Origin of the sequence: Marinobacter sp. MMG032, from assembly GCF_040112695.1 — a bacterium.
GTDB classification, from domain to species: Bacteria; Pseudomonadota; Gammaproteobacteria; order Pseudomonadales; family Oleiphilaceae; genus Marinobacter; species Marinobacter salsuginis.
Window position 1 is genome coordinate 2,359,275 of the sequence record NZ_CP157802.1, and the last position, 24,724, is coordinate 2,383,998.

Sequence of the window (24,724 nt, forward strand, 5' to 3'; positions counted from 1 at the left end):
TCTCCTCCTACAGCCTCATGGGCATGACGACATAGAGGCAGCGGTTATCATTTTGCGCCTCGATCAACGCACTGCTGTTCGGGTTGGACAGGGTAATCTTTACCTGATCCTCATCCAGCGCGTTCATGACATCCACCAGATAGCCTACATTAAACCCGATCTGGAGTGATTCGCCCTGATAGTCCACCGGCAGCGCGTCTTCGGCCTGTTCCTGGTCGGGGTTGTTGGCAAACACCTGGAGCTCATTGGATGCCAGGTTCAGTCGCACACCCCGGATATTCTCATGCGACAGAATCCCTGCACGCTGGAGGGTATTCTTCAGCGTCGCGCGATCGGCCAGAACTACCTTGTCGCCACCACGGGGAATAACTCGGTTGTAATCGGGGAATTTGCCCTCGATGAGCTTCGACGTGAAGGTATAAGACCCAACCGTCGCCCGTAGATGATTGTCACCAATAACCAGAGTGACCGGTGTTTCCACATCGTCGAGCAGACGGGAAAGCTCCAGAACCCCTTTGCGCGGGACAATTACCTGTCGCAACTCCGGGCAATTGGTTGCCAGTTCCAAGTGTGCCATGGCCAGTCGGTGACCGTCGGTGGCCACCGTCCGAACGTGGTCCTTGTCCACTTCCAGCAACAGGCCGTTCAGGTAGTAACGAACATCCTGCTGGGCCATCGCGAAGGCCGTTGCGTCCAGCATCCGGCCAAGTTCTTTCTGGGGCAGCTCCAGACGGAAACTCTCGTCTTCGTCTTCCACATTCGGAAAATGTTCGGCCGGCAGTGTGGATAAAGTGAAATGGCTGGCGCCACAGCGCAGATGCAACCGATCGCCTTCAAGGGACAACTCCATTGGCGCTTCATCACCAAGGGCCCGGGAGATATCGGACAGCTTGCGGGCCGGTACGGTAATCCGCCCGGGCTGATCCACATGTACCGGTGTTACCCGCGCCACCAGTTCCACTTCCATGTTGGTACCGGTCAAGGTCAGGGTATTGTCCTCGGCCACCAGCAACACGTTGGACAGCACGGGCATGGTCTGTTTCTTTTCCACCACGCCGGCAATACTTTGCAGCGGGGTAAGCAGGGATTCACGGCTGATCGTCAGTTTCATGGCACTCAGCTTTCTTTATGTTGGAAGGGTGAATGTTATTCGCCAACGCCCTGCATCAGGTGGTCAGCAGTCTCATAAAATTCTGATAATCCTCGCGGATGCCCGGATCAGTCTCCTGCAGTTCCACGATTTTCTTGCACGCATGCAACACGGTGGTATGGTCGCGACCGCCAAACGCGTCGCCAATCTCCGGCAGACTGTGATTGGTCAGTTCCTTCGACAGCGCCATGGCCACCTGCCGGGGCCGGGTGACCGTTCGTGTTCGACGCTTGGAGAGCAGATCGGCCACCTTGATCTTGTAGTACTCCGCCACCGTGCGCTGAATATTATCGATGCTCACCTGTTTCTCATGCAGCGCCAACAGGTCTTTCAAACTTTCACGGATGAACGGTGGGGTGATTTCCGAACCGGTAAAGTGAGCATTCGCTATCACCAGGCGCAGCGCTCCTTCAAGCTCCCGGACATTGGAACGAATTTTCTGGGCAATAAAGAAGGCCGCTTCGCTGCTAAGCTTCACATTGGCCTGGTCGGCCTTCTTCATCAGAATCGCCACCCGCGTTTCCAGTTCCGGTGGCTCAACCATCACAGTGAGACCCCAGCCAAACCGGGATTTGAGCCGCTCTTCCATGTCGACAATTTCTTTCGGGAAACGGTCACAGGTCACGATAACCTGCTGACCCCCCTCCAACAACGCATTGAAGGTGTGGAAGAATTCTTCCTGGGAGCGCTCCTTACGGGCAAAGAACTGGATATCGTCGATCAACAGCGCATCCACCGACCGGTAGTAGCGCTTGAACTCATTGATCGCATTCAGCTGCAGCGCTTTCACCATGTCCGCCACAAACCGTTCCGAACGGAGATAAGCCACTTTGGCTTTGGGATTCCGACGGACAATTTCATTTCCGATGGCGTGCATCAGGTGTGTTTTACCCAGACCAACACCGCCATACAGGAACAATGGGTTGTAGGCACCACCCGGATTCTCGGCCACTTGCATGGAGGCGGCACGTGCCAGTTGGTTGGATTTACCTTCAACAAAGGTTTCGAAGGTAAATCCCTCATTCAGGAAGCTCTGGTGCTTGATATCACCTTCCACCTGGACTGGGCGCCGCTCATTACCGCTTTTCGGCCGAACAGAGGGAGAACCGGCTACGGTGGCAGCCACACCCTTCTCTTCTTCCGTAACCCGGCTGCCAGCTTCTTCATGGACCTGTCCATTAACAGGCGCCGGTGCTTCCGAGCGTTTGACAGGTTCATCTTCGCGGGGTGCCGACCCCACTTTCATATTGACCCGGGGAGCCTGCCCGCCGTTCAGATCCTTCAGCACCTCTTCGATGCGCCTCAGATACTTTTCATTAACCCAATCCATTACGAAACGGTTGGGCGCGAACAACATCAGCTGCCCCTCCCGATGATCGGATTGCAGGGGCCTGAGCCAGGTATTGAACTGTTGTGCGGGAAACTCGTCCCGGAGTACTTCAAGACATTGATGCCACATACTGTTTGGCACGACAGCCTGCTCCCGATAACCCTGAAATGTCTCTGAACGGACAAGGGACTTCCTGTCCAGTGAGATGACTCCGGATTCTAACCCGACCGGCCTGTCAGTGAAAGAGCCAAAGCCGGTTCATGAACAGCCTGTGGAAATTAATCTCCTTAAATTTCAGATTTTTACAAACTTACCTACAACCTTGTGTACAGAAAATATCTTCTTGAGAAGTTACCCACAGCCCTGTGTGTACAGGCCGGGTTTAACCCTGTGAGGAACCCCGGGACGCAAACGGGGATAACTTGAGTGAATCCACCAAACCCGACTTACCCACATTCCGCCCTGCGATCGTCCACAGAACTCAGGCCACCTTATCAATACCCTTATAAACCTTTCAGTGATCTGTTTTTTAATAATTTTTTTGGCTTATCCACAAAAACCCTCGATGCTAATAACAGTAATAATTAATCCTTAAAAGAATTCTAAAAAGACTTACTGAATTTATTACCTGGCCAAGGCGTTGCGGAATTACCAGCATGCGCACAACCCACTAGCAATAAGCATTGAATTCCCACCGGTATTTGCATAGAATGCCGCTCCTGTTTTGGCTGTTCATTTTCCAGCCAGTTACTGAATTTCCAACTTACGAATTGTGAGATCATCACCATGAAAAGAACGTTTCAACCAAGCGTCCTGAAGCGTAAGCGCGTTCACGGTTTCCGTGCCCGTATGGCCACTGCCAACGGTCGCAAGGTTATTTCCCGTCGTCGTGCCAAGGGCCGCGCACGTCTGTCCGCGTAAGCTCTGATTGCCTCATGAAGGCTTTGAGTTTCCCGAAATCACATCGTCTCCTGCGACCAGCTGATTACGGCAAAGTCTTCAACGACGTGCAGCTGAAGGTTCCACACCGGAATTTTCTGATCCTGGCAACACCGAACAACCTCGGTCACGCCAGGATCGGTTTGATCTTCTCAAAGAAGAACCTGAAGCTTGCTGTCCAGAGAAACCGGGTTAAACGCCAAGTCAGAGAAAGCTTCCGGCACCAGACGGATCTACCCGGTCTCGACCTGGTAGTTCTGGGACGCCAAGGGCTGGTATCGCTGGACAACCCGTCGCTGCGCGCGTCCATGGACGATCTCTGGCGACGTCTCAAGAAAAAGTACGCTCAATCTCAGCCATCTTTGGCAGCGACATCAGAGACTGCCGGTCGAGGAACGGGTTAATGCGTAAGCTCCTGCTTCTGCCCATCCGCTTCTACCAGTACGCAATCAGTCCACTGATGGCCAGCCACTGCCGCCACTACCCCACCTGCTCACAATACGCCGTTGAAGCCATAACCCACCATGGCGCGCTTAAAGGATTATTTCTCGCAATCCGGCGTCTGTTAAGGTGTCATCCCTGGGCGGAAGGCGGTTATGATCCAGTACCGGGAACCGTAGACCCCCGGAGTCAGGAAGCCGTCGCAAACTGCGTACACGCTGATCATTCCCACACAACAACCCAGACCAGACAGTAACTCTATGGATATTCAACGCATCGTATTATTTGCCGGCCTGGCTATTGTCAGTTATCTGATGGTGCTTGCCTGGAATGAGGACTACCACCAGCAGCCGCAGACGGCTCAAGTCGCTGAATCCCAGCCTTCACAGTCGAACGGCAGCATGGCCGGTTCAGACGATATGGTGCTCCCGGAAGACAATGCAGCGCAGGTGGACGGTGATGGCGAATTCACGACTCCGGAAACGGGACAGGCTGTAGTCAGCTCAACGGAAAACAACACCACGGTCAGTAATCAGTTCATCACGGTTCGCACCGATGTGTACGATCTGCAGATTGATCGGGTGAGTGGCAACGTCGTGAAGGCTCAGCTACTCAACTACGACAAGTCGCTTAACAGCAAAGAACCGCTCACACTCCTGAACAATACCCAGAACCGTCTTTACGTTCTGGAAAGCGGCCTGATCGGTCGTGATGGTCCTGACAGCCGTAAGAACGGCTCCGCTCCTGTCTACAGTGCCGAAGCCTCCAGCTATGAGCTGGCTGAAGGTAACAACCAACTTCAGGTTGACTTGACTTACACCACCGATAACGGCGTCGAGATCACCAAGCGCTATCTGTTCGAGCGCAACAGTTATGAGATTGGCGTCAAGTACCTGGTGAACAACCAGTCTAGTGACAATTGGCAGGCCAATTTCACCGGCAAGATCGTTCGTGACCAGTCTCCGGACCCGACCTCCCAGACCAGCATGGGCATCCAGGCATTTCTTGGGCTGGTGATCAGCTCACCTGAAGATCCGTACGAGAAGTTTGATTTCAGCGACCTGCAGGAAACCCAGATCAACCAGTCGGTTACCAACGGTTGGCTGGCATTCCTCCAGCATTACTTCCTGTCTGCCTGGGTACCCGAGCGGGACATCCCGGCCCAGTTCCAGACCACGCGTCGTGGCAACAACTATGTAATGGGGTTTGTCTACCCGGCAACCAGCGTGGCGCCGGGTGAGACCGCCGAGGTTGGCGCCCGCGCCTACGTCGGTCCCAAGATTATTGATCGTCTCGAGAGCCTGGCGCCAAACCTTGACCGTACCGTTGATTTCGGCTGGTTGTTCTTCATCTCACTGCCATTGTTCATCATTCTGGAATGGTTCCATGGTCTGGTTGGCAACTGGGGCGTCGCCATCATTCTGCTGACGGTCCTGGTGAAGGCGGTGTTTTTCCATCTGTCCGCCACCAGTTACAAATCCATGGCCAAGATGCGCGCAGTCGCGCCGCAGCTGACCCGGCTAAAGGAACTGTACGGTGACGACCGACAGCGCATGTCCCAGGAAATGATGGCACTGTACAAGCGGGAGAAGATCAATCCGCTCGGTGGCTGCTTGCCGATCCTGGTTCAGATGCCGGTGTTCATTTCCCTGTACTGGGTTCTGTTCGAAAGTGTTCAGCTGCGCCATGCGCCCTTCATGCTGTGGATTCAGGATCTGTCGGTGATGGATCCCTACTTCATCCTGCCGATCCTGATGGGCGCCAGCATGTTCCTGCAGATGAGCCTGAACCCGACGCCGCCGGACCCCATGCAGGCCAAGATCATGAAGATGATGCCGTTGATCTTCACCGTGTTTTTCCTGTGGTTCCCGGCCGGTCTGGTTCTGTACTGGCTGGTGAACAACATTCTGTCCATTGCCCAGCAGTGGTACATTACCCGCAAGATCGAAACAGAAATGGCCGGCAAGAAGCACTGACCGGTGCCCGAACCGACCCGGCAAAGGCTCCTCTGTGGAGCCTTTGTTGTTTTCAGCCTGTGGATAAAACATGAGCCAGAGTTCTGACACCATTGCAGCCATAGCCACCGCGCCGGGACAGGCTGGTGTGGGCATCGTTCGCGTGTCCGGTCCCAGGGCTCGGACCATTGCCCAACAGATGCTGGGGTTCGAGCCCAAACCCCGTTATGCCCATTACGGTCCGTTCCATGACAGCCAGGGCGAGCTCATTGATGAGGGCATTGGGCTGTTTTTCCCCAACCCCCATTCGTTCACCGGGGAGGACGTGTTTGAACTGCAGGGCCACGGCGGCACGGTGATTCTCGATCTTCTGTTGCGGGAGGTCTGTGGCAGGGGAGCAAGACTGGCCCGGCCGGGCGAGTTCTCCGAGCGGGCATTTCTGAACGACAAACTGGATCTGGCCCAGGCCGAAGCCATTGCCGATCTGATTGAAAGCAGCTCGGAACAGGCCGCCCGCTGTGCCGTTCGTTCCATGCAGGGGGTATTTTCCCGTCAGATCGAAGATCTGGTGGATGCGGTTACTCACCTGCGAATTTACGTTGAGGCGGCGATCGATTTTCCCGAGGAGGAGATCGACTTCCTGGCCGACGGCAAGGTGGCCAGCGACCTCCAGAGCCTGCTGGACCGGCTCGAGAAAATCCTGGCGGAAGCCCAGCAGGGCACCATTCTGCGAGACGGCATGAAAGTGGTCATTGGTGGCCGGCCCAATGCCGGAAAATCCAGTCTGCTCAATGCCCTGGCCGGTCGCGAGGCTGCCATTGTCACCGCTATCGAGGGCACAACCCGGGATGTCCTGAGGGAACATATCCACATCGATGGAATGCCGCTGCACATTATCGATACCGCCGGTCTTCGGGACAGCCCCGATGAAGTGGAGCAGATTGGTATCGCCCGGGCCTGGGATGAAATCCGCCAGGCCGACCGCATCCTTCTGATGGTGGATGCCACCACCACCGACAAAACCAGTCCCCATGAGATCTGGCCGGATTTCATTGACCAGCTACCGGCCAACGCACCGGTGACGGTTATTCGCAACAAGGTGGATCTGTCCGGAGAACCAGTCGGAATCAGTGCCGAGGATCACCAGAGCGTGCCGGTGATCCGCCTGGCGGCCAAATCCGCCGAAGGGCTCGAAATCCTTCGGGACCATCTCAAGCAATGCATGGGCTTTGCTAGCACCACCGAAGGCGGTTTCCTGGCCCGCCGCCGGCACCTGGATGCCCTGGAACGAGCCCAGGCCCTGCTGATTCAGGGCCAGAGCCAGCTGGAAGGATTCGGGGCCGGCGAGTTACTCGCTGAAGATCTAAGGGCCGCCCAGGACAGTCTGGGCGAGATCACCGGGCATCTCACCCCGGATGAGCTTCTAGGGAAAATTTTCAGCAGCTTCTGTATTGGTAAGTAAGCTGGAAGAATGACTGCGCCCATCCGGGTCATAGGGGGTATTACGGGTGTTGATTGACAGACGTCAATAAATGAACCGCTTTTCTTGTTTTCCTCTCTTCCTTTACTTCACTGACATTACCGTTCTGTTAGCTTTGAACATAGAAACGGTATGCAATGAAGCAGAGGGAGATCACCATGAAGAAAACGACCTTGGGCATAGCCCTGGCCTTCAGCCTGGGTACGCTGGGAGCACCTGTTGTCGCCGATGAATTACGGGATCAGGCGCGGACCATGTTCGACGCAGTGCCAAAGTATCCACCTGTCATTGATGGCAACGAGCTCACCGCGGACAAGGTACAGTTGGGAAAAATGCTGTTCTTTGAGCCACGCCTGTCCTCCAGCCATCTGATCAGTTGCAACACCTGCCACAACGTAGGGATGGGTGGTCATGACTATCTGCCCACGTCCATCGGGCACGGCTGGCAGAAAGGGCCCCGGAATTCGCCCACGGTCTTCAATGCCGTTTTTAACGCCGCCCAGTTCTGGGATGGCCGGGCTGCCGATCTGGCAGAACAGGCCAAGGGCCCGGTGCAGGCTGGCGTTGAGATGAGCAGCACGCCAGAGCGGGTTGTTTCCACCCTCAAGAGTATGCCGGAGTATGTCGCCAAGTTTGAGGATGCCTTCCCCGGCGAGGAAGACCCGGTAACCTTCGACAATATGGCAACGGCCATCGAGGCGTTTGAAGCAACATTGATCACACCGGATGCTCCGTTCGACAAATACCTGCGGGGCGATGGTGGCGCGTTGAATGAAACCGAGAAAGAAGGGCTGGCGTTATTCATGAACAAGGGCTGTGCAGCCTGTCATGGCGGTACCAACTTCGGTGGCCAGGATTACTACCCATTCGGACTGGTCACCCGGCCCGGGGCCGAGATCCTGCCAAGCGGCGATAAAGGCCGGTTTGCGGTAACCGAGACGGCGTCCGACGAGTATGTATTCCGCGCGGCACCGCTTCGTAATATTGAGCTGACAGCGCCCTACTTCCATTCCGGAGCCGTATGGAGCCTTGAGGAGGCCGTGGCGGTTATGGGCACCTCCCAGCTTGGTACTGAGCTGAATGATGAGGAAGTCCAGTCCATTGTGGCCTTCCTGAAAACCCTGACGGGCAACATTCCGGAAATCCAGTATCCGGAGCTGCCGCCAAGCACCGACTCCACGCCCAAACCGGCGCCTATGTCAGCCTTGCAGTAAGCTGACCCATTGAAAACAGAGGGAGGCCGGCACCGGCCTCCCTCTTTTCGTTCCAGGGAGCACAGTCTTACCCGGTTTTCCGGCGTTCGTCGTCTGATACTGGCGCCAGTGCCTTGGTGTTGCTGCGATTACCGAGGAAATCCGGCCGCGGTTTGTTGCCACAGAATGGGGCCTGGAGCTGGTTTTCGACACTGTTATAAACGAAGAACAGATTGCTGCGGGGCCAGGGCGACATATTGGCGTTGGAGGCATGCAGCGTGTTGCATTCGAAAATGATCAGCGAGCCGGCGGGACCGGTGGGGGCCTTGATGCCGTATTGGTCCGCCATGTCGGCAAGGTCACGATCATTGGGAACGCCCAGCTCCTGTTTTTTCAGGGATGACTGGTAGTTGTCTTCCGGGGTACGGCCGACGCAGGGCACAAAGGTCTTGTGGGATCCGGGGATCAGCATCAGCGGGCCGTTGAAGGGCGTGTTGTCGGTGAGGGCGATGGAAAAGCTGACCGCGCGCATGCGAGGCATCCCATCTTCGGCATGCCAGGTCTCGAAATCCGAGTGCCAGTCAAAGCCCTTGCCGTGGAAGCCGGGTTTGAAATTGATGCGGGACTGGTGGATATAGGCGTCGCTCCCCAGAAGCTGGCGTACCATGGCCAGAATCTTCGGATCCCGGGTCAGGCGGTCGAAGCGATCGGACAGTTCGTGAATGCCGAAAATCGAGCGGATTTCCTGCTTGCCGGGCTCGGTAATCGTCCCTTCGGACCGAAGGATACTCTCATCGTCTTCGTAGGCCCGCAGATCCTCCCGGAACTGGCGAACGGTGGCCTGGTCGAGAAAACTGTTGAACACGAGAAAGCCGTCGCGCTCGTATTGCGCCAGCTCGGTTTCACTCAGAGGTCCATCGGTTCGATCCGAACCCTTGCTGTGTACCACAGGATCTTGGCGCTCGAAACTTCCGGTGGGGCGTTCCAGGCGGGTGGGATAAAAGTCGTCAGCACGATTGTCCATATTCGAACCTCCTTCTTTTATTTACGAATTCAAAGGTTTTTCATTTAATTCAGTAAGTTAATAACTCCGAAGCGGAAATGCACCTGTGAGGTGGGGGCGGGCAGGAGTATTTCAAGGGCAAAAAATCCCGGGCCTTGCCCGGGAGTAAAAGTGACCGGATGAGTCATCCGGTAAAGGCCAGATCCTCGGCATCCAGTTGCATCAGGTTTTTGCTGGGGCTCAGCATGCTGGCAGCGTGGCTCTGGGCCCGGGGCAGCAAGCGCTCGAAATAGAATTCGGTAGTCCCGAGCTTGGCCTGGTAAAAGCCCGCCGACTCCTCGCCTCCGTTGTCGAGTTTATCCACAGCCACCGAGGCCTGGCGCAACCAGATATAGGCCATGGTGACGTAGCCGCTGTACATCAGGAAATCATACGCTGCAGAGCTCACCACATCCCGGTCCTTGCGGGCTGCGAGCATGATCCGGACGGTCAGCAGGTTCCACTGGCCAGTCAGTTTGAGCAGCTCAAGGGCCCAGGGCCGTAGCCGTTTGTCGGTCAGATGCTTGCGGGCAAAATTGGCAATCTTCAGGGTGAATTCGCGGACCGCCCCGCCCTGGGTCATCAGCAAGACCTTCCGACCCAGAAGATCCAGTGCCTGGATACCGGTAGTGCCCTCGTAAAGTGTGGCGATGCGGGTATCCCGGACAATCTGCTCCATGCCGTGTTCCCGGATGTAACCATGGCCGCCAAAGACCTGTACCCCCAGGTTGGCCGCCTCGCTCCCGAGTTCGGTAAGAAAGCCTTTCAGGATCGGCGTCAGGAAGCCGAGCTTGTCGTCGTATTTGTCGGCCTTTTTCTCGTCGCCTTCGGTGAATCCTTCCACCATGTGGTCGGCCAGGCGGGCGGCGTAATAGAGCATGGCCCGGCCGCCTTCGGCAATGGCCTTCTGGGTCAGCAGCATCCGGCGCACATCGGCATGGTGGATCAGGCTGTCGGCCACCTGGTCCGGTTCTTTCTTGCCGGACAGTGCCCGCATGGAGCGCCGGTCCTTGGCATAGGCCAACGCCCACTGATAGGACAGCTCCGCCGGCCCGACACCCTGGATTGCGGTGCCAATCCGGGCGGTGTTCATGAAGGTGAACATGCAGTTGAGGCCCTCATTCTCGGGCCCGATCAGATACCCGGTGGCCCCGTCGAAATTCAGCACACAGGTGGCCGAGGCCTTGATCCCCATCTTCTTTTCCAGGCTGCCGCAGACCACAGCATTGCGTTCCCCCACGCCGCCCTGACTGTCGGGCAGGAACTTGGGCACGATAAACAGACTGATGCCCCGGGTGCCCTTGGGCGCATCCGGCAGACGGGCGAGGACAATATGGACGATGTTCTCGGTCAGATCGTGATCACCGGAGGAAATGAATATCTTGGTGCCCGTCAGACGGTAACTGCCGTCGGCCCGGGGTTCGGCTTTGGTCTTTACCTGGCCCAGATCGGTGCCGCACTGGGGTTCGGTCAGGCACATGGTGCCGGCCCAGCGACCCTCGGTCAGTGGCGCGAGGTAGGTCTGCTTCTGTTCGTCGGAACCGTGCAGAAAAATGGTATTCATGGCGCCGAGGGACAGGCCGGGGTACATGGAGAAGGGCCAGTTGGCGGTGCCCATCATTTCCTGCTTCAGCAATCCCATGGACGCCGGCAGGCCCTGGCCGCCATATTCCTCCGGTGCCGACAGTCCCTGCCAGCCACCCATGGCGTATTGCTGGTAGGCTTCGCGATAACCGGCGGGTGTCGTGACCTCACCGTTCTCGAGTTTGCAGCCTTCCTCGTCGCCGGAGAGATAGAGTGGGCTCAGTACTTCCTCACAGAATTTTGCGCATTCGCTGAGAATTGCATCCACGATATCCGGTGTGGCGTTTTCACCGCTGGCAAGGGTAGCGTAATGGCCCGGGTAGTCGAACACTTCGTTCAGCAGAAATTTCATGTCGCGCAGGGGCGCCTTGTAAACCGGCATAGCGGAATCCTCTGTCTCTTTCTCGGTATCTCAGGTGGGCAATCTCTGCCCATTACCCGCTGTTTTACGCCAATAGCCGCGCACTGCCATTGACGAAAAGAGCTCAGCGGACTGTCAGAATGGACAATTGGCCGAAATGACGTAGCCAGACTCCGGCCATTCCTGTTGCTGATCGCTAGAGTCGATTGAGACGTATTTAATTGTTCGTAGATCCGCAATAAACCTGTTCGGAGAGTGTAAAAGTCATGCAAAGCCTGTTAACTGAGATATCGAAACGTCTGTCGACACCTATACTCTGGGTACTGGCTTCGGCACTGTTGCTCAGTGGCTGTGCCAGCCCCTCCCTTGAGGACTACGCAGACCGCACGCCCGAGCTGGTTCCTGAAGAGTTTTTCACCGGCGAACTTTCCGCCCGGGGAGTGGTCAAGAATTTCTCCGGAGAGGTGATCCGCACCTTCGATGCGGACATCAGCGCGTCGTGGGACGATGAGGGTGTGGGCACCCTGGATGAGGTGTTCCGCTTCGATGACGGCGAGGTGCAGACGCGGGTCTGGACCCTGACGCCGATCGACGAGGGGTATCATGCCGATGCTGGCGATGTGGTTGAACCAGGAACCATGCGCTGGAGCGGCAATGCCATTCATATGAATTACCTTCTCCGCGTGGCCTACGGTGACGGTACCCTGGATGTGCGGATGGACGACTGGATGTACCTGATTACGCCCGACACGCTGATCAACCAGACCACCATGAGCAAGTGGGGCATCGACGTGGGTGAAGTAGTACTGGTGATCCAGAAAAAAGAACTGACGACTAACTAAAACCCGGAATAACTGGAAGTCCTATGTGGAAGCAGTGGTTGATTGCGTTGGTGCTGGTGGCTGTGGCCGTCGGTGGTGCCTTTGTCTACCAGAACCTGGACGATGGTGATGCCGCCCAGGGCGGTGGTGAGCGTCCCGCGAGCGCGGTTAACACCATGCTTCCGCAGATGGATAGGGTGCGTGATGTGGTCAACGCCGTTGGCAGTCTGAAAGCCCTGAACGCGGTGGAATTGACCACGGAAGTCAGTGGCCGGGTGGTAGAACTGAACCTGGAAACCGGCCGCCGGGTCGAGCAGGGCGAGGTGCTGCTGCGGCTGGACGATCGCCAGGCCAGGGCGGATCTGCAGGTGATCGAGGCGCAACTGGCGGATGCCCGCCGGCAGTTCGAGAGGGCGCAGCGGTTGCGCTCCAACAACAGTATTTCCCAGTCCCAGGTGGATGAACTGAGAACGGCCGTCGATGTGGCGGAGGCCCAGCGCCAGTCGGCACGAGTGCGCCTGGAGAATCACCGGATAGAAGCGCCGTTTTCCGGTGTGGTCGGATTGAGTGATATCAGTGTGGGGGCCTACATCACCGCTGGAACCTCGGTAACCACTCTCGATGCCACAGACCGTATGGAGCTGGGTTTTTCGATTCCGGAACGTTTTCTGGGGCAGGTGAGTCGTGGACAAGAGGTTCGCGGCGCATCTCCCGCCTATCCGGATCAGACGTTTTCCGGCCAGCTGGTTGAGCTGGGGTCGAGGATTAGCGAATTGAGCCGGTCGCTGCCGGTGCGGGCACTGATCGATAATCCGGACGGGCTGCTCCGCCCGGGGCAGTTCATGTCAGCGACCCTGACGCTTCGGGAACGGCAAGCACTGGTGATCCCCGAACAGGCGGTGATGATCCGCGGTGACGAACAGTATGTGTTTGTCGCTGAAGACGGTGTCGCCCGGCGTGTTTCGGTCAACCTGGGGTCGCGCATGCCCGGTTTTGTCGAGGTTTCGAAAGGTTTAAGCCAGGACGATCCTGTTATCGTGACCGGTCAGGATCGGCTGAGCAGCGGCGACCGGGTCCGGGTACTTGAAAATGACAAGGCCATCCCCGAGAACCGTTTTATTTCGGCCCGGGAGTCGTAACCGGTGGTCCTATCTGACGTTTCCATCAAGCGGCCGGTATTTGCAACGGTTCTCAGTCTCCTGATCGTGGTGTTCGGGCTGGCAGCCCTGTTGGGCCTGCCAGTGCGGGAATACCCGGATATCGACCCACCGGTCGTTTCCATATCCACCGATTACACCGGCGCGGCGGCCGAAGTGGTGGATACCCAGATTACCCAGGTGATCGAGGGCGCCATCAGTGGCATCGAGGGTATTCGCTCCATCGAATCCTCCACCGAGCAGGGCGAATCCCGAACCAGCATCGAATTCACCACGGCCCGGGATGTGGATATTGCCGCCAATGATGTCCGTGATGCGGTGTCCCGTGTCGCCAACCAGCTGCCGGATGAGGCCGATCCGCCTGTTGTCCGTAAGGCGGATTCCGATGCCCGCCCGATGATGTGGGTGACCCTGCGCAGTGATGTCTGGGACAGTGCCGAGCTCAGCGACTTTGCTGACCGGGTTCTGGCGGATCGTCTGTCGGTGCTCGACGGTGTTGCCGATGTGCGTATTGGTGGCGAACGGCGCTACGCCATTCGGGTGTGGCTGGATCGTGAGCGGCTTGCGGCCCGGGATATCACCGTGGCGGAAGTTGAACGGGCCCTGCGGGCCAACAACGTGGAGTTGCCGGCCGGATCGGTGGATTCCTCCACCCGCAACTTCACGGTTCGTGCCGAAGGCCGGCTGTCGAATGTGGAAGAGTTCCGCGAGCTGGTGATTCGACGGGATGGCAATGATCTGTTGCGGCTCGGGGAAGTGGCCAATGTCCAGATGGGCGTGGAGTCGGATGTCAGCCGCCTGCGCGCCAACGGCCAGACCGCCATCGGCATGGGGATTATTCGCCAGTCCAAGGCCAACACCGTGGCTGTTTCGGATGCGGTCCGTGCCGAGCTGGAGAAAATCCGCGAAACCCTGCCGCCGGAAGTCACCATCGCGGAAAGCTACGACGAATCCATCTTCATTCGTGCCTCGATCAAGGAAGTGGTCACCACGCTGGCCATCGCGGTGTCCCTGGTTATCCTGGTGATTTTCCTGTTCCTGCGTTCCTGGCGCGCCACCCTGATTCCTGCCGTCACCATTCCGGTGGCGGTGATTGGTGCGTTTATCGGCCTCGGCTTTCTCGGTTTTTCCATTAACGTGTTGACGCTATTGGCGGTGATCCTCGCCATTGGCCTGGTGGTGGACGACGCGATCGTGATGCTGGAAAACATCCAGCGCCGCATTGATGAAGGTGAACCGCCCTTGCTGGCCGCCTATCGGGGCGCAAAACAGGTTGCCTTTGCAGTGATTGCCACCACCCTGACCCTGGTGGCGGTGTTCGTGCCCATTTCGTTCATGGGCGGCAATATCGGCCGGCTGTTTGCCGAATTCGGGTTCACCCTGGCTGCGGCGGTGGTGTTTTCCAGTCTTGTTGCCCTGACACTGGCACCGATGCTGTGCTCCAAGTGGCTCAGGCACAGCCCGGAATCGGCAGAGGGGCATCGTCTGTGGGCGGCCAGCGAGAAGGTCCTGAACGGCCTGACCAACGGTTACCGCAGATTGTTGCAGTTCTCTCTCAGGCAGCCGGGCCTGTTGCTGGGCCTCGGTCTGGTGGGGCTGGTCATTGCGGCCGTGGTCTACCCCAAATTGCCCCAGGAACTGGCGCCGACCGAAGACCGTGCGGTGATTATCATGCCTACCAGCGCGCCCCGGGGCTCAACGGTGGAATACACCGATCACTACGTGCGCCAGGTGGAAGAGTCTTTGTTGCCGTATCTGGATGAGGGCATCGCCAATCGCCTGCTCTCCATCGTCGGGTTCCGCAACGAGGAGGATAATGCGTTCCTGATCATGGGCCTGGTGCCCTGGGAAGAGCGGGACATCAAGCAGCAGGAAGTGACCAGCGAAATCCGCAAGAAACTGGCCGATGTGTCTGGCATCCGGACCGTGGCTGTGAATCCGCCGGGTCTGGGCCAACGGGGTTTCAGTCAGGCAGTTGAGTTTGTGGTAGCGGGTCCGGACTATGAATCGGTGCAGGCCTGGAGCGAGGAAATCGTGGAACGGGCCAAGGAAAACCCGAATCTGCAGAATCTGGACACCGACTTCGAGCTGACCCGGCCTGAACTGCGGGTCAATATCGACCGGGAGCGGGCGGCGGATCTGGATATTACGGTAGAAGACGTCGGCCTTACCTTACAGACCATGCTTGCCTCACGGCAGGTAACCACTTACATAGATCGGGGGCGGGAGTATGATGTGATCGTCCAGGCCGAGGAATCCAACCGGGCAACGCCGGAGGATCTGGGCCAGATTTTCCTGCGGCCCCGGGAGGGCGGCAATCTCATCCCCCTGCAGGCATTGGTCTCGGTGCAGGAGATTGGCGCCAACCCGGACCTGCGCCGCATTGACCGCCTGCCCGCCGTGGTCATCAGCGCCTCTCTCGCCGATGGCTATGACCTGGGCTCGGCCCTGACCTACCTGAACAACCTGGCTGTGGATAACCTGCCGCCGGAAGCCCGGGTCAGTTACAAGGGCCTGAGCCGGGAGTTCCAGGAATCCTCGGCGGCCATCTACGTTACTTTTGCGCTGGCCTTCGTCATCGTGTTCCTGGTGTTGGCGGCCCAGTTCGAAAGCTGGATTCATCCGTTGATCATCATGCTGTCGGTGCCATTGGCGGTGACCGGGGCCCTGTTGGCGCTCTGGTGGACCGGGATCAGTCTCAACATTTACAGCCAGATAGGCATCATCATGTTGTTGGGGTTGATGGCCAAGAACGGAATATTGATCGTGGAGTTCGCCAACCAGCTCAGGGACAAAGGCTATGAGGTGCGGGAGGCCATTATCGAGGGGGCGAGTCTTCGGTTCCGGCCTGTTTTGATGACCACCATCTCAACCATCTTCGGAGCTGTGCCGCTGGTGATTGCCACCGGCGCCGGAGCGGAGAGCCGGGCAGCCATTGGCATGGTGATCCTCGGTGGCCTGATTTTCGCCACCACGCTGACCCTGTTCATCATTCCGGTGCTCTATAACCTGTTGGCGCGGTTTGCCAAATCGTCCAACGCCGTCGAGAAGGAACTGGAACGCCAGGCGTCGGGCCAGGCCGGTGGTACGGGCCTGGCGGCGGCGCCCCAGAAACGCGCGGATGATTTCTGATCAGTTCTGGATCACAGGGTAGCCGGGAATTCGAGCTGGCCACCGAAAATCTCATCCGGATGGATATCAACGCAGAACACCCGCTGTCCCGGCAGCATGGTCGAGAGAGTTACCGTACGTTTTGCGTCCGGAAGGCCGACGTAGGGCCGACAACTGCTGATATGCTGCGGCCGTTCCAGCGCATTACGGAAGTATTCCCGGTGCGTCCATCGGGCGCCGGCCGAGTGATACAGAGGATTGAACTTTCCGCGATGGATGTCCGGGTTGGCCCGGGCAAGGTTACCCTGCTGGATACCCTGGGGGTTGAGCAGGAAACAGCGTTTCACACCGTCGACGCCCAACAGCTTTTCACAGGCTGAATTGAAAGGTAGCTCCCGGCTCAGGGAGTGGCAGGCTTCCAGAATTTCGAAGCGGAGAAGCCGAAAATAGCTCTCCTGGTCCCGGATATCCTGGGCCGAAGACTCACTGGAGTCAGCTATAACGCCCTTCAAGGCGAGTTCTATCAGTTCCGGCTCGTGCTCTTTCAGGCTGGTTGGCCGGGCGAACAGAAACCCCTGCAGCAGGTCCGCTTCCGTTTGCAGGGCGATATGAGCCTGTGTGCAGTTCTCGATGCCTTCCAGAAGTACGAGGCTTCCGCTCTCGCGAATCATTTTCACCAGGCTCTCCAACAGCATTCGGGCCCGGCTGTGGTTCTCCGCGTTTACCAACAGGCTGCGGTCAAGTTTGACGATCAGTGGGTTGATGCGCCAAAGACGCTCGAAATTGGAATCGCCCATACCGAAATCGTCAATGGCAATCTGGAAACCGTGGGCCTTGGCTTTCAGGATGAACTCCAGCAATGCTGCCGGATTGTCGGATGCTGTCTCCACCAGTTCCAGAACCACTTTTTCAGGATCGATTCCGCTGCTCTGGCACTGCAGCGCCAGCTTTTCCAGGGAGGCTTCTGGATGAATGCAGGTGCCGGGATTTATATTGAGGAACAGCCACACGGGCTGCGAGCTTGCGGCAAAGTTATCCAGATGAATCTGCAACAGATGTCTGTCCAGTTCGGCTGTCAGGTCTTTGGCTTCCGCCTGCTCAAAAAGCTCGAACGGAGAGATGTTCTCGTTATCTTTCCGGACCCTTACCAGTGCTTCGTAACCCACCAGTTTTCGATGGGTCGGACTCAGTATAGGCTGGTAAACCGAACTGAAATCATAGTTGTTGATCATGTCCGGAGCCCGGGTTATTTCGGCTCCGCGATAGATGCGTCGGGGAAGTCGGACTACGCTGCTCATGGTCAGGAACCTTTAAACTGCCGATGTTCTGGCCATCCTGGCCTGATGTTTATGAGTGTCTGAACATGCAGGTAAAGCGAATTTCGTACCAGATAGCCAAAAATCAAGCGTTTAAGTTAGATTAGTTCCGTCAAATAAATGAACTGCGCTATCGGTTTCCGAAACATTGCACCAGAGCCGGGCAGATTCCGAGCGGCAGGGTTGGCAATGCACCAAAACAGGATTTCTTGATGCCATCAAAAAGTCAGTTCCGTCTGCTGGGTCAACGCCGCTTTCTGCCGTTCTACCTGACCCAGTTTTCCGGCGCCTTCAACGATAACCTGTTCAAGAACGCGCTGCTGCTGCTGATCACCTACAGCGCCGGCGGTCTGATGGGGCTTTCGGTGAATGTGGTGGTCAACCTGGCAGCCTTCCTGTTCATTCTGCCGTTTTTTCTGTTCTCGGGCATTGCCGGCGAAATGGCGGACCGCTATGAAAAAGCCCGGATCATCCGCAATGTGAAGCTGGCGGAAATTGTGATCATGTCTGTTGCCGCAGTTGGGCTCTGGTTCGGCTGGTACGAGTTGTTGCTGGTGCTACTGTTTCTGATGGGCACCCAGTCCACCTTCTTTGGTCCGGTGAAGTACGCCATCCTGCCCCAGGTGCTGTCGGACGATGAGCTCGTCGGTGGTAATGGCCTTGTCGGTATGGGCACCTTTGTTGCAATCCTGCTGGGCACCATTGCCGCAGGCCTGTTGATGGGCTTCGAGACGGCTGCGCGCCTGACGGCGATTGGGGTCGTGGTGATGGCGGTGCTTGGTTATCTGGCGGCGCGCCAGGTGCCCGCAACCGAGCCTGATGGTTCCTGCGTTACGGTGCGTTTTCGGCCGGTGGTGGAGACCTGGCGGCTGATGGCCCTGGCCGCCGAGCGTCGGCAAGTGTTGCTGGCGGTGTTGACCATCTCCTGGTTCTGGTTTCTTGGCGCAGCCTACCTGACCCAGTTTCCCAACTTTGCCCGCACCGATCTGCTGGGTGATGAAACCGTTGTCACCCTGTTGCTGGCCATGTTCACCATCGGTATCTCCATCGGCGCCATGATGTGTGAGCGGCTTACCAAACACCGGATCACTCTGGGGCCTGTACCCTGGGGGGCTCTGGGCCTGAGTCTGTTTGGCATTGACCTGTATTTTGCGGTGCCGGGCGATCCTGTGGCTTCCACCTGGGTGACCCTGTTGACCGATCCAGTCTACCTGAGAGTGCTCGTGGATCTGGTGGGTATCGGCATCTGCGGTGGTCTGTTCATCGTTCCCCTGTATGCCTTTATTCAGCACGAAACGCCCCGGGCCAAGCGCGCCCGTATTATCGCCGCGCTGAACGTCATCAATGCGTTATTCATGGTGGTGAGTGCCCTGGCCGGAATCCTGGTGCTGGGTGTGTTGGGCTTTAGCATTCCCGGGTTTTTCCTGCTGCTCTCGCTGCTCAATGGCCTGGTGTTGCTGGTGGTCTGGCGGCTTCGACGAAAAACCGCCTCACATTCTGTGGATAATTAATTGGAAAACCTGCGGAAACACGCCGGATAAATTATAAAATAGGTATTTTAAACAGAAGGTTAGATCGCTTTTAAGGGTGTTTAACAAGTAGTCGAGCATGTGGATAACTTTCTTGAAAACTTTTCTAAAAAGACTTATCCAAGCGTCTGAAAAGCCATGAATTTCGGTTTTCCACTATCCTCTGAACCTGGCCAGGGAGGCTCTCGGCGACGGCGCATGGGGGCAATGAGCTTTTAACCCCGGCTACCTCTGGTTAAAATTTGCACATTCTGACTGCAATTTCTTGGGTGAGGCGTTATACTCGCCGCCCTATTTTATCCCCGATTTCCGAGGTGAGCTGTGGATTTTCCGACCCGTTTCGATGTCATTGTCATTGGTGGTGGCCATGCCGGTACCGAGGCCGCGTTGGCGGCTGCACGCATGGGTTCCCAAACCCTGCTGCTGACCCACAACATTGAAACCCTGGGTCAGATGTCCTGTAACCCGGCCATCGGCGGCATTGGTAAGAGCCATCTGGTGAAAGAGATAGATGCCCTCGGTGGCGCCATGGCTGAAGCCACGGACAAGGCCGGTATCCAGTTCCGGGTATTGAACAGCCGCAAGGGACCGGCCGTGCGAGCCACCCGTGCCCAGGCAGATCGCGTTCTCTATAAGGCTGCCATTCGCCATACCCTGGAAAGTCAGCCGAACCTGACCCTGTTCCAGCAGGCGGCGGACGACCTGATTGTGGAAAACGACCAGGTGACCGGTGTCGTTACCCAGACCGGTATCCGCTTCAACGCCAAAACAGTGGTACTCACCACCGGTACTTTCCTCGGCGGTGTTATTCACATCGGCATGCAACACCATTCCGGCGGTCGTGCCGGCGATGCGCCGGCCAATGCCCTGGCACAGCGCCTGCGGGAACTGCCGTTCAACGTCGGCCGCCTGAAAACCGGCACGCCGCCGCGCATCGACGCCCGGTCTGTGGATTTCTCGATGATGCAGGAGCAGTGGGGGGATGACCCCACTCCAGTGATGTCGTTTATCGGCAGCCGTAGCCAGCACCCGGAACAGGTGTGCTGCTACGTGACCCGGACCACCGAACAGACCCATGATATCATCCGCAGCGGTTTCGACCGCTCGCCGATGTTCGCTGGAAGCATTGAAGGCGTGGGCCCGCGCTATTGCCCGTCCATCGAGGACAAGGTGAACCGCTTTGCCGACAAGGATTCCCACCAGATCTTTGTGGAGCCCGAGGGGTTGACCACCAACGAGCTGTACCCGAACGGGATTTCCACAAGCCTGCCGTTCGATATTCAGCTGGCAGCGGTACGTTCCATTCCCGGCTTTGAGAATGCTCATATCACCCGTCCGGGTTACGCCATCGAATACGATTACCTGAATCCTCAGGACCTGCGGCATACCCTGGAAACCAAGTTTATCCAGGGCCTGTATTTCGCCGGCCAGATCAACGGCACCACCGGCTATGAAGAAGCGGGGGCCCAGGGCCTGCTGGCCGGGATCAACGCGGCTTTGCGTTCGCAGGAAAAGGATGAGTGGTATCCGCGCCGGGACGAGGCCTACCTCGGTGTACTGGTGGATGACCTGATCACCATGGGCACGTCCGAGCCCTATCGCATGTTTACCAGCCGCGCCGAGTATCGCCTGATCCTGCGCGAGGACAATGCCGATCTGCGTCTGACCGAAACCGGTCGCAAGCTCGGCCTGGTCAATGACGAGCGCTGGCAGAAGTTCAATGACAAGCGCGAGGCCATCGCCACCGAGCGCAGCCGCCTGGAGTCCACCCGGATTCACCCGAATACCGAGGCCGGTGAGCGCGCCAACGGTTATCTCAAGCAGCCCATGACCAGGGACCAGTCCCTGGCCGAGCTGCTGCGTCGCCCCGAGATTGTCTACGGCCATATCGCCGAGATCGGTGCCGAGCAGGCCGACGACCCGGTGGTCGCCGACCAGGTTGAAATCGAAATCAAGTACGAGGGTTACATTTCCCGCCAGACCGACGAGATCGAGCGGCTGCGCAAGAATGAAAACACTGCCCTGCCGGTGGATCTGGACTACGACGTCATCGGTGGCCTGTCCAACGAGATCAAGCAGAAGCTCAAGACCGTGCGGCCGGAAACCGTTGCCCAGGCTTCACGCATCCAGGGCGTGACCCCGGCGGCGGTGAGCCAGATTCTGGTGCACCTGAAAAAGCGCGACTTGCTGCGCAAACAGTCGGCCTGATCTGCGCCCATGACCAATTCACTGTGGCACGGCCAGCTCCGGGATGGACTGGCCACAATGGGCCTGTCCCTGGATGAGGAACGGCAGGAAAAGCTGCTGGCTTTTCTGGGCCTGCTTAACAAGTGGAACCGGGCTTACAACCTCACGGCTGTGCGTGATGAGCGTGTGATGGTGTCCCGGCAACTGCTCGACAGCCTGAGCATTCTGCCCTGGATCACCGCGGAGCATCTGTTGGATGTGGGTGCCGGCGGCGGTCTGCCCGGTATCCCGCTGGCGATTGCCCTGCCGGAAAAGCGATTTACCCTGCTTGATAGCAACGGCAAGAAAACCCGCTTTCTCAATCAGTGTGTCCTGGAGCTTGGCCTGGATAATGTCGAGGTGATTCACGGTCGGGCGGAAGATTGCAGCCCCCCGGAACCCTTTGCCCAGATCAGCAGCCGCGCCTTTACCGCTCTGGAAAACCTGGTGAACTGGTGTGGCGATCTGTTGGCAAATGAGGGCGAGTTCCTTGCCATGAAAGGCCAGTTTCCGGATGATGAAGTGGCTGCCCTCCCGGCTGGCTGGCAGGTAAAATCCAGCCATCCCCTGGACGTTCCCGGTGCCGATGGCGAGCGCCATCTCCTGGTGGTCGCCCGGGCGACGATTTCCGGGTAATTCGGCAGTCGAATTTCAATACCGCTAACCTATCAACAAGGAGGCAGGACATGGCGCGCGTGATTGCAGTGACCAATCAGAAAGGCGGTGTGGGCAAAACCACCACCTGCGTCAACCTTGCTGCCTCCCTGGCCGCCACCAAGCGCCGGGTGCTGCTGGTGGATATGGACCCCCAGGGTAACGCCACCATGGGCAGCGGTGTGGATAAAAACGCTCTGGAACTGTCCGGCTACGACATGCTGACCAAGCGCGCCAGCGCCGCCGAGGTTATTATTCCGGCCGAGGCGTCCGGTTTCGATATCCTGCCGGCCAACGGCGATCTCACAGCCGCCGAAGTTGAGCTGATGAACGAAATTGGCCGGGAACATCGCCTGCGCCTGGCGCTGAATACAGTCCGCGACAATTACGATTACATTCTGATTGATTGCCCACCTTCACTTAGCCTGTTGACGGTGAATGCCCTTTCCGCCGCAGACTCCGTGCTGATCCCCATGCAATGCGAGTACTACGCACTGGAGGGGCTGGCAGCGTTGATGAACACCGTAGAGCAGATTCAGGAGACGGTGAACCCGAATCTGCAGGTGGAAGGCATTCTGCGTACCATGTACGACCCCCGGAACAGTCTGACTCTCGATGTGTCCGGTCAGCTGAGTGAGTACTTTGGCGACAAGGTGTATCGAGCGGTGATTCCCCGCAATGTTCGCCTGGCGGAAGCGCCCAGCTACGGCGTTCCGGCCCTGAAATACGATCGCGCCTCCAAGGGTGCCATTGCCTATCTGGCGCTGGCCGGTGAAATGGTCCGCCGCCACGGTTCAAAAAAGACATCCGCGCCGGTTGCGGTGTAACATACCGCCCTGTCACTCACTTAAGCACAACGATTTTCAACGGGAAGAATGACTGACACCATGGCGGCGAAGAAACGAGGACTGGGTGAGCGTGGACTGGGCGCCCTGCTGGCAGGCTCCAAGGTCAACCTTGACCAGGAGCTGAAAGACCACGACGGTGAGCTCCGCGAAGTTCCCATTGATCTGATCCAGCGTGGCCGGTATCAGCCCAGGCGCGATATGGACCCTGCAGCCCTGCAGGAACTGGCGGATTCCATTCGCCAGCAGGGCGTGATGCAGCCGGTGGTCGTTCGCCCGATCGCGGAAGGTCGCTACGAACTGATCGCCGGTGAGCGCCGCTGGCGTGCCACCCAGATGGCCGAACTCGACAGCATTCCTGCGATCATCCGGGATGTGCCCGATGAAGCCGCCATCGCCATGGCGCTGATCGAGAACATCCAGCGTGAAAATCTCAATCCGATCGAAGAAGCCTTCGCTCTCCAGCGCCTGCAGGATGAGTTTGGTCTGACCCAGGCCCAGGTCGCCGAGGCCGTTGGTAAATCCCGTACCACCATTACCAACCTGTTGCGACTGATCGGTTTGTCGGAAGACGTTCGTATCATGCTCGAGCATGGTGATCTGGAGATGGGCCACGGTCGCGCGATGCTGACTCTCGCCCCGGAACTGCAGATGCAGGTGGCCAAACAGGTGGTGGCAAAATCGCTATCGGTGCGCCAGACCGAGGCTCTTGTTCGACGTGTGCAACAGGAAACCCCGGACAGCAAATCCCGGAAAAAGGGAACGCTGGATCCGAACATTCGCGCCTTGCAGGATGATCTGGCCGAACGATTGGGCGCCCGGGTATCAATCGATCATGGCCAGCGCGGTAAGGGCAAACTGGTCATTGAATACAGCTCGCTGGACGAGCTGGACGGTATTCTGGGCCATATCAAATAAAACGTCGGGGTTTTGTAAGCCTTCCGGCCCCCCTACGAAAGTTCGTATCTGGCCACGCACACAACATGTAGTGGTGAAAATCTGAACGGCCGTCTATTTGTGACTGAAATTGCCGAACCCCAGTTATTCCGCCGCGTTTGACGGATCAGCCCGCGCCCGGTTTTGTTGATTCGTGCACATTGAACACATATAATCTGCGGCGCTCGTATCGGTGTATTTGCTTACTTTTTAAACGACATCGACTGAAAAGCACCGTACTTCCGGGACGAACATGACGAAGGCAGTTTCAGGCGGTATTCGCCGCCCGCCCATCGCACGATGGTTTGTAATAGAAGGTGTGGTACTTGTCTTCGTCAGCCTGGCGTTTCTCTTGCGAGGCCAGGTTTCCGGTTATTCAGCGCTGCTGGGCGGACTTATCTTTCTGATCCCCCATGGTTATTTTGCGCTCAAGGCATTCCGCTACGCCGGCGCGCGGTCTGCCAAGAAGATCATGACTTCTTTTTACCAGGGTGAGGCCGGCAAGCTCATCCTGTGCGCCATCCTTTTCACGATGGTGTTCAAATGGATTCAGCCGCTTGATATAGCGGCACTTTTTTTAACATTTGCGATCATGCTGGTCACCAACTGGTTGACACCGCTACTGGCGGGCAGCAATACGCAGCAAAGCTAACT

20 protein-coding genes are annotated in these 24,724 nt (G+C 57.5%); 15 read left to right on the forward strand and 5 right to left on the reverse strand.

What is annotated here, in order from left to right:
- Positions 1 to 7: 7 nt before the first annotated feature.
- Positions 8 to 1,111, reverse strand: a complete 1,104-nt coding sequence (gene dnaN, locus ABNF92_RS10870) for a DNA polymerase III subunit beta (RefSeq protein WP_069182410.1) — start codon at positions 1,109 to 1,111, stop codon at positions 8 to 10.
- 55 nt (positions 1,112 to 1,166) lie between these two features.
- Positions 1,167 to 2,621 (reverse strand): chromosomal replication initiator protein DnaA, encoded by a 1,455-nt coding sequence (gene dnaA / locus ABNF92_RS10875; protein ID WP_069182409.1) that lies wholly within the window; start codon positions 2,619 to 2,621, stop codon positions 1,167 to 1,169.
- 645 nt (positions 2,622 to 3,266) lie between these two features.
- Here dnaA and rpmH point away from each other — a divergent pair.
- From rpmH to ABNF92_RS10905, 6 genes are all read left to right on the forward strand, one after another.
- A complete protein-coding gene (gene rpmH, locus ABNF92_RS10880; RefSeq protein ID WP_008172542.1) occupies positions 3,267 to 3,401 on the forward strand; it encodes a 50S ribosomal protein L34 in 135 nt (44 codons plus the stop codon).
- 14 nt (positions 3,402 to 3,415) lie between these two features.
- Positions 3,416 to 3,823 (forward strand): ribonuclease P protein component, encoded by a 408-nt coding sequence (gene rnpA, locus ABNF92_RS10885; RefSeq protein ID WP_209399384.1) that lies wholly within the window; start codon positions 3,416 to 3,418, stop codon positions 3,821 to 3,823.
- Positions 3,823 to 4,116, forward strand: coding sequence for a membrane protein insertion efficiency factor YidD (yidD, locus tag ABNF92_RS10890; RefSeq protein WP_349342140.1), 294 nt, complete (start codon positions 3,823 to 3,825; stop codon positions 4,114 to 4,116). Before rnpA ends, yidD begins: the two co-directional genes overlap by 1 nt.
- A gap of 4 nt (positions 4,117 to 4,120) precedes the next feature.
- On the forward strand, positions 4,121 to 5,836 hold the full coding sequence (gene yidC / locus ABNF92_RS10895) for a membrane protein insertase YidC (RefSeq protein WP_349342141.1): 1,716 nt from the start codon (positions 4,121 to 4,123) through the stop codon (positions 5,834 to 5,836).
- A gap of 70 nt (positions 5,837 to 5,906) precedes the next feature.
- Positions 5,907 to 7,277, forward strand: a complete 1,371-nt coding sequence (mnmE, locus tag ABNF92_RS10900; RefSeq protein ID WP_349342142.1) for a tRNA uridine-5-carboxymethylaminomethyl(34) synthesis GTPase MnmE — start codon at positions 5,907 to 5,909, stop codon at positions 7,275 to 7,277.
- Positions 7,278 to 7,549: 272 nt separating this feature from the next.
- Entirely contained in the window at positions 7,550 to 8,509 is a 960-nt protein-coding gene (locus ABNF92_RS10905; protein ID WP_349344081.1) for a cytochrome-c peroxidase, read from the forward strand.
- Between the two features lie 67 nt (positions 8,510 to 8,576).
- Here the strand turns inward: ABNF92_RS10905 and thpD are convergent, their stop codons facing one another.
- Positions 8,577 to 9,512, reverse strand: coding sequence for an ectoine hydroxylase (thpD, locus tag ABNF92_RS10910; RefSeq protein WP_349342143.1), 936 nt, complete (start codon positions 9,510 to 9,512; stop codon positions 8,577 to 8,579).
- Between the two features lie 163 nt (positions 9,513 to 9,675).
- A complete protein-coding gene (locus tag ABNF92_RS10915) occupies positions 9,676 to 11,496 on the reverse strand; it encodes an acyl-CoA dehydrogenase C-terminal domain-containing protein (protein WP_349342144.1) in 1,821 nt (606 codons plus the stop codon).
- Positions 11,497 to 11,741: 245 nt separating this feature from the next.
- On the opposite strand from ABNF92_RS10915, the gene ABNF92_RS10920 reads away from it, so the two are divergent.
- From ABNF92_RS10920 to ABNF92_RS10930, 3 genes are read left to right on the forward strand one after another with little or no spacing between them, the layout of a single operon-like run.
- Positions 11,742 to 12,317, forward strand: coding sequence for a DUF3833 domain-containing protein (locus ABNF92_RS10920; protein WP_349342145.1), 576 nt, complete (start codon positions 11,742 to 11,744; stop codon positions 12,315 to 12,317).
- 23 nt (positions 12,318 to 12,340) lie between these two features.
- On the forward strand, positions 12,341 to 13,435 hold the full coding sequence (locus ABNF92_RS10925; RefSeq protein ID WP_349342146.1) for an efflux RND transporter periplasmic adaptor subunit: 1,095 nt from the start codon (positions 12,341 to 12,343) through the stop codon (positions 13,433 to 13,435).
- Between the two features lie 3 nt (positions 13,436 to 13,438).
- Positions 13,439 to 16,585, forward strand: coding sequence for an efflux RND transporter permease subunit (locus ABNF92_RS10930; protein ID WP_291904863.1), 3,147 nt, complete (start codon positions 13,439 to 13,441; stop codon positions 16,583 to 16,585).
- 11 nt (positions 16,586 to 16,596) lie between these two features.
- On the opposite strand, the gene ABNF92_RS10935 is transcribed toward ABNF92_RS10930, so the two are convergent.
- Positions 16,597 to 17,862: an EAL domain-containing protein gene (locus ABNF92_RS10935; protein WP_209399393.1), complete on the reverse strand. Its 1,266-nt coding sequence runs from the start codon at positions 17,860 to 17,862 to the stop codon at positions 16,597 to 16,599.
- 230 nt (positions 17,863 to 18,092) lie between these two features.
- Between ABNF92_RS10935 and ABNF92_RS10940 the strand changes: the two genes are divergently transcribed.
- From ABNF92_RS10940 to ABNF92_RS10965, 6 genes are all read left to right on the forward strand, one after another.
- The gene (locus ABNF92_RS10940) at positions 18,093 to 19,391 is read left to right on the forward strand and encodes an MFS transporter (RefSeq protein ID WP_349342147.1); all 1,299 of its coding nucleotides are present in this window, start codon (positions 18,093 to 18,095) and stop codon (positions 19,389 to 19,391) included.
- Positions 19,392 to 19,730: 339 nt separating this feature from the next.
- Positions 19,731 to 21,617, forward strand: coding sequence for a tRNA uridine-5-carboxymethylaminomethyl(34) synthesis enzyme MnmG (mnmG, locus tag ABNF92_RS10945; protein WP_349342148.1), 1,887 nt, complete (start codon positions 19,731 to 19,733; stop codon positions 21,615 to 21,617).
- Between the two features lie 9 nt (positions 21,618 to 21,626).
- Positions 21,627 to 22,271 carry a 16S rRNA (guanine(527)-N(7))-methyltransferase RsmG gene (gene rsmG, locus ABNF92_RS10950; protein ID WP_349342149.1) on the forward strand — a complete coding sequence of 215 codons (645 nt, stop codon included), beginning with the start codon at positions 21,627 to 21,629 and terminating at the stop codon, positions 22,269 to 22,271.
- A gap of 50 nt (positions 22,272 to 22,321) precedes the next feature.
- Entirely contained in the window at positions 22,322 to 23,116 is a 795-nt protein-coding gene (locus ABNF92_RS10955; protein WP_008172572.1) for an AAA family ATPase, read from the forward strand.
- 60 nt (positions 23,117 to 23,176) lie between these two features.
- Positions 23,177 to 24,052 carry a ParB/RepB/Spo0J family partition protein gene (locus ABNF92_RS10960; RefSeq protein ID WP_069182821.1) on the forward strand — a complete coding sequence of 292 codons (876 nt, stop codon included), beginning with the start codon at positions 23,177 to 23,179 and terminating at the stop codon, positions 24,050 to 24,052.
- A 271-nt stretch (positions 24,053 to 24,323) separates the two neighbouring features.
- A complete protein-coding gene (locus ABNF92_RS10965; RefSeq protein WP_069182396.1) occupies positions 24,324 to 24,722 on the forward strand; it encodes a F0F1 ATP synthase subunit I in 399 nt (132 codons plus the stop codon).
- Positions 24,723 to 24,724: the final 2 nt, after the last annotated feature.